This window comes from Streptomyces sp. NPDC001157 (genome assembly GCF_053598255.1).
Genome location: NZ_JBSFJW010000033.1, coordinates 25,782 through 39,277, shown reverse-complemented (window position 1 = coordinate 39,277; position 13,496 = coordinate 25,782). Strand labels below are relative to the sequence as shown.

The window sequence follows — 13,496 nt, the reverse complement described above, 5'->3', positions numbered from 1 at the left end:
GCTGCGGGTCCGTTGTGGCTGGTCGCGCAGTTCCCCGCGCCCCTAAAAGCGTTGGCGTGTGCGCATCGCTACGAAGCGGACCGGTGTTCCCGGCGCCGCCTGGGCTGCGGCTGGGAGGTCCTGTGGACGGACGACCGCAATCACTGGGTAGCCCCCCGTGGTCGGGTGGTCGGCCAGGAAGACGACCGGTCTGCCGTCCGGCGGGACCTGGACCGCGCCCAGCACCATTCCCTCGCTGGGGAGTTCACCCGGCAGGGCTCGCTCCAGGGCAGGGCCCTCCGTGCGCAGGCCGATGCGGTTGCTGGCAGGGGAGACCCGGTATGAGCGAGACATGAACGTGTGCACTGCCTTCCGCGTGAACCAGTCGTCGCGTGGGCCGAGCATCACTCGGAGGACGAGTTCGGTCGGAGGCGCGGGCTGTGGGGCGACGTCCACGCGCGCGTGGAAGTGTTGCGGAGCTCCCAGGGGCAGCACGCTGCCATCTGTGAGGGGTGCCGGACCGAGGCCGGACAGGAGGTCCGTGGAGCGGCTGCCGAGCACCGGCTCGACCGTGATGCCACCGGAGACGGCCACATAGCTGCGGACTCCGGAGACGACGGTGCCGACCTCCAGGAGCGCACCGGCCGGCACACCCACCGGCGCTCCCCAGGCGACCGCCCGCCCGTTCACCCTGACCGGGCAGGGGGCACCCCCGACCGCGATCGTGACCGTCGAACGCGGCCGTAGGGCACAGCCGTTGACCGTGGTCTCCAGGACGGCCGCCTCGGGCGGGTTGCCGACCAGCCGGTTGACGAGGGCAGCCGCGGAGCCGTCGAGCGCACCGGAGCGGGGCACGCCGAGGTGGGCGTGGCCGGGGCGTCCCCGGTCCTGCACGGTGGTGAGCGCTCCGGCTCGTACGACGACGAGTGCGCGGTCGGTCATGGGCGCCCCACCGGGACGAAGCGCACGCGCGTGCCGGGCGACAGCATCGCGGCCGGTACGCGCGCGTGGTCCCACAGCACGGTGTCCGTGCGGCCGATCAGCTGCCAGCCGCCCGGCGACGAGCGCGGGTACACGCCCGTGTACGGGCCCGCCAGCGCCACCGAACCTGCCGGGACGGCCGTGCGCGGGGTGGCCCGGCGCGGGACGTCGTACAGCGGCGGCAGGCCGGTGAGGTAGCCGAAGCCCGGGGCGAACCCGCAGAAGGCGACCCTGAACTCGGTGGCCGCGTGGATGCGGGCCACTTCCTGCTCGCCGACACCCCAGTGGGCGGCGACGTCGGCCAGGTCGGGACCGTCGTAGCGCACCGGGATGTCCACGACCGCCTGCTCGCGAGGGGGAACAGGGGGTACCTCGGAGGCGGTCAGTTCGGAAGCCAGACGGACCGGGTCGTCGAGGCCGTCGAGCAGGACGGTGCGGGCCGCGGGGACGATCTCGCGCACCGTGAGCAGGCCCTCCGCGCGCCGCCGCAGCAGCTCCGCGTGCAGGGCCTGGGCCTTGTCCCCGGAGGACACCTCGACGAGCAGCGCGCTGTCCCCGACGGGCAGCGCCCTCATGCGAAGGCCTCCACCCGGATCCCCGACTCCTGCAGGCGTTCCCGGACGCGCCGGGCCAGTTCGACGGCGCCCGGCGTGTCCCCGTGCAGGCACAGGGAACGCGCGCGTACGTCGACGCGCTCACCGGAGTGCGAGGTGACCGTGCCGAACCGGGCCAGGCCCACCGAGCGCTCCACCACGGCCTCCGGGTCGGTGACCACGGCGCCTTCGTGACCGCGTGGCACGAGCGTTCCCTCCGGGGTGTACGCACGGTCCGCGAAGGCCTCCGTGACCGCCGGCAGACCCGCCTTGCCGGCGAGCTCCAGCAGGCGCGAGCCGGGCAGGCCGAGCACGGGCAGCGAGGCGTCGGCGACGCGTACGCCGTCCACGACCGCCGCGGCCTGCTCCTCGTCGTGCACGACGCGGTTGTAGAGCGCGCCGTGCGGCTTGACGTACGACACGCGCGTGCCCGCCGCGCGCGCGAAGACCTCCAGCGCGCCGATCTGGTAGGCCACCTCGGCCGCGAGCTCCGCGGGCGGCACGTCCATCGCGCGCCGCCCGAACCCCGCCAGATCCCGGTAGGAGACCTGGGCGCCGATCCGGACGCCGCGCTCGGCCGCCAGCTCGCACACCCGCCGCATGGTGGCCGCGTCCCCGGCGTGGAAGCCGCAGGCCACGTTGGCGCTGGTGACGACGGACAGCAGCTGCTCGTCGTCGGTCAGCTGCCAGCGGCCGAACCCCTCGCCGAGGTCGGCGTTCAGATCGATCGAGGTCATGATCCTTCGTGTTTCTCTCAGGCCACGCGGTACTGCTCGTCGCGGGCGTCGGTCAGGAACATCTGGCCGGGTGCGTGCGTGATGGCGAACGGTGGGAGCGAAGCCATCACCGCAGCCTGCGGGGTCACTCCGCAGGCCCAGAACACCGGGATGTCGTCCGGTTCGAGGTCCACCGGGTCGCCGAAGTCGGGGCGGCCGAGATCGTCGATGCCCAGCCCTGAAGGGGCGCCGCAGTGCACGGGGCTGCCGTGCACCGCCGGGAGCAGACTGCTCTCCCGGATCGCCGCCGCCAGGTGCTGCGGCGGCACCGGCCGCATGGACACCACCAGCGGTCCCTGCAGCCGCCCCGCCGGACGGCACTGACGGTTCGTCACGTACATCGGGACGTTGCGGCCCTGCTCGACGTGGCGGATCGGCACGCCCGCCTCGGCCAGCGCCCACTCGAAAGTGAAGCTGCAGCCGATCAGGAACGACACCAGGTCCTCACGCCAGTGCGCGCGGACGTCCTTCGGCTCGTCCACCAACTCGCCGTCCTGCCACACCCGGTAGCGCGGCAGATCGGTGCGCAGGTCCGCGCCGTCCGCAAGCACCGTCGTGACGGAACCGGCGTCCGTCACGTCGAGCACCGGACAGGGCTTGGGGTTGCGCTGGCAGAACAGCAGCATGTCGTACGCCCAGTCGGCGGGCACCGAGATCAGGTTGACCTGGGTGTGTCCGGCCGCGACCCCCGCGGTCGGTCCGCTGAGTCCCTCCCGGAAGCGGGCCCGTGCGGCTTTCGGGCTCCACGCGTGCGCGTGCTCGTCGACAACGGTCAGCGGGCGGTCTTCCGTACGGTTCACGCGAGTTCCTTCCCACGGGTCTCCGGCAGCCCCAGCAGCGCCAGCGCCGCGAGGCCGTAGCCGATCGCACCGAACACCAGCGCGCCGCCCACACCCCAGCTGTCGGCCAGGAAGCCGACGGTGGTGGGGAAGACGGCGCCCACGGCGCGCCCGGTGTTGTACGTGAAGCCCTGTCCCGTGCCCCGTACCGCCGTCGGGTACAGCTCGCTCAGGTAGGACCCGAAGCCGCTGAAGATCGCCGACATGCAGAACCCGAGCGGGAAACCGAGCACCAGGAGCACGGTGTTGGCACCGTGCGGGATGTTCGCGTACGCCAGGATGCAGACGGCCGAAAGCAGGGCGAACAGCCAGATGTTACGCCTGCGGCCCAGCCGGTCGGTGAGGTAGCCGCCGGTCAGATAGCCCAGGAAGGCGCCGGAGATCAGGAACGTCAGATAGCCGCCGGTGCCGACGACCGACAGGCCGCGGTCGGTCTTCAGGTATGTCGGTACCCAGGTGGCGAGCGTGTAGTAGCCGCCCTGGACGCCGGTGGAGAGGAGTCCGGCGAAGATTGTCGTGCGCAGCAGGCCGGGCTTGAAGATCGCTGTGAACGAGCCCTTCTGCGTGCTCTGTTCGCGTACGGCGGCCGCTTCCGGGGCGTCGTGCACCCGGCGGCGCATCCAGATCACCAGCAGTGCGGGCAGCGCGCCCGTCCAGAACATGATGCGCCAGGCCAGATCGTTGCCGGCGAACGAGAAGACCAGGGTGTAGACGACCGCGGCCAGCGCCCAGCCCACGGCCCACGAACTCTGGACCGCGCCGAGCGTACGGCCCCGGTGTCTGGCGCTCGCGTACTCGGCGACGAGGATCGCGCCGACCGCCCACTCACCACCGAAACCGAGGCCCTGCAGAGCGCGGAAGACCAGCAGCGTCTCGTAGTTGGGCGCGAAGCCGCAGGCCACGGTGAAGACCGCGTAGGTGATCACGGTGATCATCAGCGCCTTGACCCGGCCGACCCGGTCCGCCACCACCCCCGCGACGGCGCCACCGACCGCGGAGACCACGAGCGTGACCGTCGTGAAAAGGCCCGTCTGGCCGCTGTCCAGGCCGAAGTACGCGGCCAGCGCGACCATGCTCAGAGGCAGCGTGAAGTAGTCGTACGAGTCCAGGGCATAGCCGCCGAACGCGCCTGCGAAGGCACGGCGGCCGCGGGGACCGAGGACGCGCAGCCAGCCCAACGCGCCGTCGTCGAGGGCGTGTTCGTCGGTTCCGGGCTGTTCGGTCAGGGCCTGGGGTGGAGGGGTCGTGCTCATGGGCACCTCGCAGTGGGAGGACGGAGGGTGCTTCAGGAGTGAGCCGTGCCATGCGGGAGGAGATGTCGGCGCCCGGGCGGGAGACGGCGCCGTTCGTAGCAAGGTAGAGGATCGTTGAACGATCCTTCAATACCTATGTTGTTTCGTTCTTGTATCTGCGATTGAATTCCGGGCATGGCAGAGCAGCTGACAGGACTGGCCGACGACCGGGCTCTCCTGGGGCGCACCAGCACCGCCGAGCGGGTCTCGGACATCCTCAGGGGCCGTATCGCGGAGGGGTTCTTCCCGCCCGGAACCCGGCTGTCGGAGGACAGCATCGGAGGGGCGCTCGGGGTGTCCCGCAACACGCTGCGTGAGGCGTTCCGGCTGCTCACGCACGAGCGTCTGCTCGTCCACGAGCTGAACCGGGGCGTCTTCGTGCGGGTCCTGACCGTCGAGGACGTCGAGGACATCTACCGCACCCGCCGCCTGGTCGAGTGCGCCGTCGTCCGCGGGCTCGGCGAGCCGCCGTACAGCCTGGACGCGCTCGCCGAGGTCGTCGAGCAGGGGCAGCGGGCGGCGCGCGAAGGTGACTGGAAAAGCGTGGGTACCGCCAACATCCACTTCCACCGGGAGCTGGTGGCCCTCGCCGGCAGCGCCCGCACCGACGAACTGATGCGCAGCGTCTTCGCCGAACTGCGCCTGGCCTTCCACATCGTGGACGACCCGCGGCGGCTGCACGAGCCCTACCTCACGCGCAACCGGCAGATCCTCCAGGCACTGGAGGCCGGGGATCGGCCGGAGGCCGAGAAGCTGCTGGAGGTCTACCTCGAGGACTCGCTGGAGCGGGTCGTCGAGGTGTACCGGCGACGGGTCGGCGAGGACGGGTAGCGGGACGGAAGAGCGCCGGTTGCATCGGTGTGACAACCGTGACGCCTGTACCCATCTCCGTCGTTTGGGTCGTTGTCAGACCGAGGACCTAGTCTGTGCACCGTGACTTCGCCTGCATCGACGGACAGCGTTCCGCCCCAGCTCAGCGCGGGGCCGCGCCCCGCACCGGGCCCGGCCGCCGACGAGGGACTGGCGCGGCGCCTGCGCGCGCTCGCCTGCACCGCGCCGCTGCACGACCTCGACGCGCGCAAGGCCAACCTCGCCGGCGAGTACTCGGTGTACGGCATGGCGGAGGTGGCGCTGGCCGCCATCGACCTGGTCACCCTGAACATGGACTTCGACACGGGCGCCGACCACGACCAGATAGTCGCCCGGCTCATCCCGCGCATCGCCGCCCAGGCCCCGCAGCGGCCCGTCGCCGAGCACGAGCGCGTGGCCCGTTGGGTCCTGGAGAACCTGATCAATGTCGGCAGCGTCGACCGCGGCTTCCGGGCCGTCTACGGGACGTTCACGACCGACGGCAGCTATGTCCGACGTGACTACGACTTCAAGCTGATCGAGGAGGTGCCGGGTCCGGGCGGCACGGTCTACCTCCGTACGACGGACGAGGCGGTGAACGTCCTGGTCGGCGCCCTGGACACGGACGTCACCAGCGCGCAGATCGCCGCCGAGGTCAAACTGGAGGTCCTGATCAACCGGGGCCGCCTCGCCGACGCCCAGCTCGCCGCCGAACAGGCCCGCTACCGGACCGTGCAGTACTCGGAAACCCTGCGCAGAGCCCTGGACGCGACGCGGCGCAACGTCCGGGCGGTGGACTGGCTCAACTCCGTGCCCGACATGATCGCCGAGGCGCTGGACCACGTCGCCGACCGGTACCGGCACGAGAACGCGATCCTCACCAACATCCGCAAGGCCCGGGACGAGACCGAGGACGCCGAGCACAAGCGGCGCGCGGCCGAGCTCGTGGACATCGTCAAGGACTGCATCCGCAGGCACACCCAGCTGCAGTCCCGGCTGCTGGAGGCCGGGCCGCTGTTCCGCGCCGAGCAGGACCGGCAGGCGTTCGCGACGCCCATGACGTCGTCCGGAATCGACCTGTACGGGCACCTCCTCGCCCCCGTGCTGCCTTTGCCGCTGGAGCAGGCCGTCCGGGTCACGGACGCCTTCTTCGCCCGGGGCACCGGACTGCGTACGCCGGTGTCCGTGCGGGTGGGCGACCTCGTCGACATACTGCTGACGCCGCCGGTGGAGCGGGAGCACCTGGGCGCGGAGATGCCCGAGCCGGACCTGATCGCGACGCCGGACGACAGCCGGTTCAGCGAGGAGCAGTTGGCGGCGGCGACCGAGCTGCTGGACCTGCCCGCCGATGCGCCGCGCCGGTTGTCGGGGCTGTTGGCCGAAGCCCGGAGACAGGATCCCGATCTGCCGTATCTGGTGGCCCTGTTGGCGGTGCACGCGGCCAGTCCGGCGGTCGGTACCGCATACCGCCAGGGCGAGGAGAAGCTGCTGTTCGCCGTGGACGACGGGACGGAGCTGGACGATCCCGAGTTCGGCGGAGCCGATCTCATCGTCGGCACGGCCCTGCTGGACGCGGCGGGGATGGCGGCGGACCGGACGGAAGCAGCATGAGTGAGCTGGAGCGCGACAAGGAGCCCGAGCAGTGAGTGAGCACGTCGAGTGGAGTGAGACGGAGGCCCCGGCCCCGTCGGCGACCGCCGCCGTCACCCCCGCCGACGCCGCCGACGCGGCGCGGCTCGTCGCTTTCGGGCTGCAGCCCAAGCTGCAGCCCGCGCGGGACCAGGAGTACGCCGAACTGCTGCGCCGCTACCGCGAGGACCCGCCGTTCGCGCGGCTCGCGGACGCCGTGGCCGCCGGGCTCGGCCTGGTGGTGCTGGAGGTGTCCCCGCGCGCGGGGATGGCCGTGACGGCCGCCGAGGATTCGGTGTTCGCCGTCCGCATGGGCGACTACGCGCGTCGCACGTCCGCCGACGGCGGCGACCGCTTCCTGCACGGACTGGCCCATCTCGCCGTCGCCGCCATGGCGTTCCCACGCCCCGAGGACCTCGCCGACGACGGCTACATCGGGCGCGTGACGGTCAACGGTGTCGACGCGTTCGTACGGCAGGCCTGCCGCCGTCTGGAGGAGCGTGCCGAGGAACACGGCGACAACACCGACCCGGCCACCGACGCGCCCGGCCTCGAGGCCGCGTGGCGGATCTGGGCGAGACGCAGCGCGGCCGGTGCCACCAAGGACGCGCGCAGGCTCGCCGGCTCGACCACCGGCATCGTCGGCAAGGCGGCCGCATTCCTCACCGACTCCGGATTCCTGCAGCGCACCGGCGACGACAACGGCGGCACGTACCGGACGACTTCCCGCTATCAGCTCCAGGTGCGCGACATGGCGGGCAGCGCCGCGATGGCCGAGCTGCTGGAGCTGGGCGTGGTCCCGGTGACCGACGGCACCCCGACGCTGCTACCGCCCGAGGACACCGACGACCTGGAGCTGGCAGCCGACGCCGGACTGCCGTTCCACGCGCCGTCGCACTCCTGAACTTCCCCGACCTGCCGAAGACTTACGAGAGTCCGCCATGTACGAGCTGTCCCGGGTCCGCCTCTACTCCATCGGTCCAGCCGGTGCGCGTTATGCCGACACCGTGCTTGACCTGCGGGGTGTGGGCGAGCCCGTGCCCGACCCCGCGCCCACCCAGGCGGAGTTCTTCGAGGAGGAGCCCGTCGGCCCGCCGCGCCGCCCGGCGCCCGCCGGTGTGCTCTTCCTGGAGAACGGCGGCGGCAAGTCGGTGCTCCTGAAGCTGATCTTCTCGGTGATGCTGCCGGGTCACCGCAACACCCTCGGCGGCGCCAGCTCCGGCGTGCTGCGCAAGTTCCTGCTCGCCGACGACTGCGGGCACGTCGCCCTGGAGTGGCAGCACACACTGACCGGCGAATGCGTCGTCGTCGGCAAGGTCAGCGAGTGGCGCGGACGGCAAGTCTCCAACGACCCGCGGAAGTTCGCCGAGGCCTGGTACTCCTTCCGGCCCGGCCCGGGGCTGTCCCTGGACAACCTGCCCGTCGCCGAGGCCACCGCCGTACGGCCGGTCGTCGAGGGCCAGTCGGGCGCGCAGGGCCGCCGGCGCACCATGAAGGGCTTCCGGGACGCCCTCACCGAGGCCGGCAAGGCGTATCCGCATCTGGAGGTGCACTGGGAGGAGATCCACGACCGGTGGATCGAACACCTCGGCGACCTCGGCCTCGACCCCGAACTCTTCCGTTACCAGCGGGAGATGAACGCCGACGAGGGCGAAGCGGCCGGCCTCTTCGCGGTCAAGAAGGACTCCGATTTCACCGACCTGCTGCTGCGCGCCGTGACCGACACCCGGGACACCGACGGGCTCGCCGACCTCGTCAGCGGCTTCGGCAACAAGCTGGGCCGCCGGGCCGAGCTGATCGCCGAACGGGACTTCACCGCCGGGTCGGTGGATCTGCTCGGACGGATCGTGGAGGCCGCCGAGGCCCGTGCACGCGCGCGTGACATCCACGCCGGCGCCGAGCGCCGAACCCGCACACTGGCGCGGCGGCTGTCGGCGCGTGGCGTACAGGAGAGGGTCCGGGCCGCCGACCTCGCCCAGCGCGTCACCGCCGCCGCATACGCGGTCACCCACTCCGAGGCGGCCCGTGAGCGCGGCGCACTGATCGCCGCTGAACTCGCCTACCGGAACGCCTCCTTGGCGCTCGCCGCCGCCGAGAAGTCCGCCGCCGGGCAGAAGCGCGAACTTGCCGACGCGCGCACCCTGCACTCCGCCTGGCAGGCCGCCGAGGCGGTGCTGCGCCACCGCGCCGCCGCCGACCGCGTCGCGCGCGTGGCCGCGGCCATCCAGGAGGCCGAACGGGACGCGGCTCCCGCGCTCGCCGCCCGGGCCAAGGCCGCCGTGGATCTCGTACGGGCCCTGCACGCGGCCGCGGAGAGCGCCGAGAGCCTCGCCAACGAGGAGGAGGAGCGGTCCGCCGCGCTGCAGGAGGTCGGTGAGGCCGCCTACCGGGACTCGACCGCCGCCGCCACGGAGGCGCAGCGAGCCCGCAGCGAGATCGGGCATCTGCGGCAGCGCCTGACCGAGGTCGAGCAGGAGACCGCCGAGGCGGTTCGCGCGGGATGGCTCGACGACAGCGCACCCGACGCCGACCCGGCCCGCGCCGCCCTCGCGGCCAGCGACGCCGAGAAGACCGCGGTCGCCGCCTGGGACACCGCGCGTGAGGCCTCCCACAAGGCGGCGGAGCACGCGCGCGAGGCGGCCTCCGCCGAGTCCCGGGCCGAGCTGACGGCCGCCCGCGCGGCGGACGCGGCGACGGCGACGCAGCGGTCGTACGAGTCCGAGCGCCGCATCGCCGAGGCGCTGGCGGCCGAGGAGCGACTGGCGGAGCTGCTGAACCTGTCCGGCAAGGACACCCGGCCATCGGTCCCGGACGGACGGCCGTCGGTCCCGCACCCCCGCCAGGACACGGACAGCGACGAGGCCGCCCTCACCCCCGAGGAGCTCGACCGCTTCGCCGACGAACTGCGTGAGCTGCTCGACGACTCCGTGTCCTTTGCCGAGCGGCAGCTCTTCGAGCTGCGGACAGCCGCGGCCGACGATGCTCGGATCCTCGGCGCGCTCGGTGACGGCGGGCTGCTGCCGCCCGGGCCGGACGTGCTGGCCACCGTGGAGTTCCTGGGCGAGCACGGCATCCCGGCCCTGCCAGGCTGGCGCTATCTGGCCCAGGCCGTGGACCCCGCCGACCACGCGCGCGTGCTGGCGGCACGGCCGGAGCTGGTCGACGGCGTGATCATCACCGATCCCGACACACACGCCCGCGCCCGCGAGGCCCTCAGCGAGGCGGCGCTGCTGCCGCGGTCCGCCGTGGCCGTCGGTACGGCCGCCGCTCTGCTGGCCCCCACCCCGGCCGCCGACTCGGGTGACAGCAGTGTCTTCCTCGTGCCGCCGAACCCCGCGATGCACGACGAGCACGCCGCGGACGAGGAGCGGCAGGCGCTGCGCGCGCGGGCGACCGAGCGGGACGAGGAGATCAGGACGCTCGCCGCGCGCCTCGGCAAGGACCGCGAGCTGGCGGCGCGGCTCACCTCCTGGCGTACCGGCTGCCCGGCGGGTCGGCTCGTCGAGCTGGCCCAGGCGGCGCATGACGCGCGAGTCTTCGCCGAGGAGGCCGAAGCCGAGCTGACCGAGGCGCGTTCGGTGCGGGCCGAGGCCGACGAGGTGGCCGCCGAGGCCGCGCAGCTGCGGGACGAGCGGCAGGAAGCGGCGCAGAAGGCCCGGCGCGCCGCGGACGCCCTCGCCGGGCTCGCCTTCCGGCTGCGCGAACGGGCCGGCTGGCAGGTCAAACTGCGCGAACTGGCCGACGACGGCATCGAGTCGGAGGCCCGCGCCCAGGCCTGCCTGGAGCGCGCCCGGGCCGCCGACGAGGACCGCCGCGGCGCCCAGCGCGCCGCCGACGACGCCCGCCGCACCGCACGGGCACTGCGCGCCGAACGCGCGGAGATCGCGGGCGCCCCCGACGACGTGCCCGAGGACGACGAAGCGGCACCGAAGTCGTCGCTGCCCGCACTCCGTGAGGCCTACCGCGCCGCCTCCCAGCTCTACGAGAAGGTCGGCGTCGGCGCCGATCTGCGTGCCGAACAGGCCCGCGCGGAGAGCGACGAAAGCGCGGCCCGCGCCGAACTGGACCGCCTCAGCAACAAGGTCCGCACGCGCGCGGAGCAGCTGCTGCAGTCGCCGGACGGGTCCGACGGGCCGTCCCGGCAGGCGGCCGCCGCCCGGGCCGAGGAGCTGGTGCAGCTCCTGGAGACCCGCATGTCGACCGCGAGCGAGCAGCTCGGGCGGCTGCGCGGCGAGGCCGAGCGGCACGCGCCCGAGGGCGGCGAGGCACACACCGAGCTGCCCGAGGAGCTCCAGCCGCGCGACGCCGAGCACGCACAGGCCCTGTTGCGCACCGCGACCGCCGAACTCGCCTCTCGCACCGAGGCGTTGAGCCAGGCCCGCGAGGCACACGCCGAGCTCCTCGACGCCCACCGCGCCGCCGAGGACGCAGCCGGCGGCTTCGACGAGATCGCCGCGATGCTCCGCGACCTGCTGCGCGAGCATGCCTTGGACGAGGAGCAGGAGGAACCGGAGCCGTATCCCGGCAGCCTGGAGGAGGCCCGGCAGTCCGCCGCGGAGGCCCGCCGTTCCCTGCGCGGCTGCGCCGCCGACCTGTCGGCCGCCGAGGCCGCAGTACGCGAGGCGAGCGATGTGCTGGTGCGGCATGCCAACTCCACCCGCTACGAGCAGGTCCGCACCCCGGCGCGGCAGCAGATCCGCGAGCTGCCCGCCTCCGCGCTGCCCGAGCACGCCCAGAAGTGGGCGGACGCGTTCGCGCCCCGACTGCGCGTCCTCACCGACGAGTTGGCGCAGCTGGAGCGGAACCGGGACTCGATCGTGGACCGGCTGCGCGGGCTCGTGGAGTCGGCGCTGGCGACTCTGCGCTCCGCCCAGCGGCTGTCCCGGCTGCCGGAAGGCCTCGGCGAGTGGTCCGGGCAGGAGTTCCTGCGCATCCGCTTCGAGGAGCCCGACCAGGCCACGCTCACCGAGCGGCTCGGTGAGGTCATCGACGAGGCTACCCGGGCGGCCGTGAAGAAGAACTCCGACCTGCGACGCGACGGCATGTCCCTGCTGCTGCGGGGCGTGGGCGCGGCACTCCAGCCCAAGGGCGTCGCCGTCGAGATCCTCAAGCCGGATGCCGTGCTCCGCGCCGAGCGGGTGCCCGTCGGACAGATGGGCGACGTGTTCTCCGGCGGTCAGCTGCTCACCGCGGCCATCGCCCTGTACTGCACGATGGCCGCGCTGCGCTCGAACGACCGGGGCCGTGACAAGCACCGCCACGCGGGCACGCTGTTCCTGGACAACCCCATCGGCCGTGCCAACGCGACCTATCTGCTGGAGCTGCAGCGGGCCGTGTCGGATGCGCTGGGTGTCCAACTCCTCTACACGACCGGCCTGTTCGACACGACGGCGTTGGCGGAGTTCCCGCTGGTGATCCGGCTGCGGAACGATGCCGACCTGCGCGCCGGCCTGAAGTACATCAACGTGGAGGAACACCTCCGCCCCGGACTGCCTCAGCAGCCCCAGGCGGGGGAGGCGGTGCACAGCGAGATCACGGCGACACGGATGTTCAAACGCCCTGCATCTGCAAACCCTCAGGGGTGAGCGATCGGGGCACCACTCGGCTCTGTCAGGGGTGCGACAACTGCCCTGCCCCGCCCCGCCGCTGTATGCGCTTCTGGGCCCGCTCCGCAGCCCGTCCCTGCCGCCGTGCCCTTCGCCGCTCGCGCCGCAGGGCACGGGCGGTGCTGCTCGGGGTCGACACCACGCCATTGCGCTGGTTCCACACCTGGCGGGTCACCCAGACGTCGAGCGCACCCCACGTCGCCGCCACGGTGCTTGCCACGCTGCTGACGATCATGGGGAACGCCAGCCATGATCCGGCCAGAGTGCACAGGAACGCCACCATCGCCTGGATCAGCGTCACGGCGATGATCAGCACCGCCCGTACCGCGGCCGTACGCACCGGATCGGGCATGCGGCGCCGCCTGGCGGGCTCCTCGATCCACAAGGGTCGTGATTGCGGCTGCTCTTCAGCCGTGGCGCGCCCAGCGGGGCCGGGCCCGCCCCTGCGCGCCGGAATGTCGTGATCCAGTGCCTCGGGGCTCCGCTGCACCGTCAGGTGCGCCGCATCGCCCGCCGTGGGCGTCTCGTGCCGCTCCGCCGTGCCCATCAACGTGTCACTCCCCACCGCCAGCAGACCCCCGTCCGTGTCCGAACACACGGCTCCCCAGTGGCTGCCCGGCTTGCGCTGTTTTACGCCGCCCGGTTGCGGGATGCGGCTCGTGTGGCCGATTCCGCCCCCATTTCCCGAAGAGAAGGACGAACGACGCGGCCCGAAGATTCCCAGGAAACGAAAAATTCTGGCCAACTGACCGGCCACGCTTATCGGTTCCGCACCGGCGGTCGCCGCCCGAATGCGGGCTGCAATCTCCTGCAATGCCCGGACAACTCCCCATCTCGCCGGTCCGGTGCGGAAGTTCGTCCTCCGGACGGGTCTTCGAGTTAACTGTGCGTCGGTAGTAGGCTCGCGCCGTTTGTTGACGCACATGTGTACCCCCCGGAGGGGGTCGAGCTG

The 13,496-nt window shown here is 72.5% G+C and carries 10 protein-coding genes; 4 read left to right on the top strand and 6 right to left on the bottom strand.

Annotated elements, in window-relative coordinates:
• Positions 1-42: 42 nt before the first annotated feature.
• The 5 genes from ACWDAG_RS37740 to ACWDAG_RS37720 are packed head-to-tail and all read right to left on the bottom strand — an operon-like array spanning position 43 to position 4,421.
• On the bottom strand, positions 43-921 hold the full coding sequence (locus ACWDAG_RS37740) for a 5-oxoprolinase subunit C family protein (protein WP_450700080.1): 879 nt from the start codon (positions 919-921) through the stop codon (positions 43-45).
• Entirely contained in the window at positions 918-1,535 is a 618-nt protein-coding gene (locus ACWDAG_RS37735) for a 5-oxoprolinase subunit B family protein (protein WP_450700079.1), read from the bottom strand. Before ACWDAG_RS37735 ends, ACWDAG_RS37740 begins: the two co-directional genes overlap by 4 nt.
• A complete protein-coding gene (locus ACWDAG_RS37730) occupies positions 1,532-2,290 on the bottom strand; it encodes a LamB/YcsF family protein (protein ID WP_450700078.1) in 759 nt (252 codons plus the stop codon). The genes ACWDAG_RS37735 and ACWDAG_RS37730 overlap by 4 nt, the downstream gene beginning before the upstream one ends.
• A gap of 17 nt (positions 2,291-2,307) precedes the next feature.
• The gene (locus ACWDAG_RS37725) at positions 2,308-3,129 is read right to left on the bottom strand and encodes a putative hydro-lyase (protein ID WP_450700077.1); all 822 of its coding nucleotides are present in this window, start codon (positions 3,127-3,129) and stop codon (positions 2,308-2,310) included.
• Positions 3,126-4,421 carry an MFS transporter gene (locus ACWDAG_RS37720; protein ID WP_450700076.1) on the bottom strand — a complete coding sequence of 432 codons (1,296 nt, stop codon included), beginning with the start codon at positions 4,419-4,421 and terminating at the stop codon, positions 3,126-3,128. Before ACWDAG_RS37720 ends, ACWDAG_RS37725 begins: the two co-directional genes overlap by 4 nt.
• Positions 4,422-4,595: 174 nt before the next feature.
• On the opposite strand from ACWDAG_RS37720, the gene ACWDAG_RS37715 reads away from it, so the two are divergent.
• The 4 genes from ACWDAG_RS37715 (at position 4,596) to ACWDAG_RS37700 (ending at position 12,523) form a co-directional block, all read left to right on the top strand.
• Entirely contained in the window at positions 4,596-5,291 is a 696-nt protein-coding gene (locus ACWDAG_RS37715) for a GntR family transcriptional regulator (protein ID WP_450700075.1), read from the top strand.
• A 102-nt stretch (positions 5,292-5,393) separates the two neighbouring features.
• Positions 5,394-6,920, top strand: coding sequence for a hypothetical protein (locus tag ACWDAG_RS37710; RefSeq protein ID WP_450700074.1), 1,527 nt, complete (start codon positions 5,394-5,396; stop codon positions 6,918-6,920).
• A 31-nt stretch (positions 6,921-6,951) separates the two neighbouring features.
• Complete coding sequence (locus ACWDAG_RS37705; RefSeq protein WP_450700073.1) at positions 6,952-7,842, top strand: hypothetical protein; 891 nt, start codon at positions 6,952-6,954, stop codon at positions 7,840-7,842.
• A gap of 37 nt (positions 7,843-7,879) precedes the next feature.
• Positions 7,880-12,523 (top strand): hypothetical protein, encoded by a 4,644-nt coding sequence (locus ACWDAG_RS37700; RefSeq protein WP_450700072.1) that lies wholly within the window; start codon positions 7,880-7,882, stop codon positions 12,521-12,523.
• A gap of 25 nt (positions 12,524-12,548) precedes the next feature.
• Here the strand turns inward: ACWDAG_RS37700 and ACWDAG_RS37695 are convergent, their stop codons facing one another.
• Positions 12,549-13,091, bottom strand: a complete 543-nt coding sequence (locus ACWDAG_RS37695; RefSeq protein WP_450700137.1) for a hypothetical protein — start codon at positions 13,089-13,091, stop codon at positions 12,549-12,551.
• Between the last annotated feature and the right edge of the window lie 405 nt (positions 13,092-13,496).

Coding starts and splice junctions, on each gene's coding strand:
- ACWDAG_RS37715 (WP_450700075.1), top strand. CDS start 4,596: ATGGCAGAGCAGCTGACAGGACTGGCCGACGACCGGGCTCTCCTGGGG.
- ACWDAG_RS37730 (WP_450700078.1), bottom strand. CDS start 2,290: ATGACCTCGATCGATCTGAACGCCGACCTCGGCGAGGGGTTCGGCCGC.
- ACWDAG_RS37720 (WP_450700076.1), bottom strand. CDS start 4,421: ATGAGCACGACCCCTCCACCCCAGGCCCTGACCGAACAGCCCGGAACC.
- ACWDAG_RS37700 (WP_450700072.1), top strand. CDS start 7,880: ATGTACGAGCTGTCCCGGGTCCGCCTCTACTCCATCGGTCCAGCCGGT.
- ACWDAG_RS37695 (WP_450700137.1), bottom strand. CDS start 13,091: ATGGGCACGGCGGAGCGGCACGAGACGCCCACGGCGGGCGATGCGGCG.
- ACWDAG_RS37740 (WP_450700080.1), bottom strand. CDS start 921: ATGACCGACCGCGCACTCGTCGTCGTACGAGCCGGAGCGCTCACCACC.
- ACWDAG_RS37735 (WP_450700079.1), bottom strand. CDS start 1,535: ATGAGGGCGCTGCCCGTCGGGGACAGCGCGCTGCTCGTCGAGGTGTCC.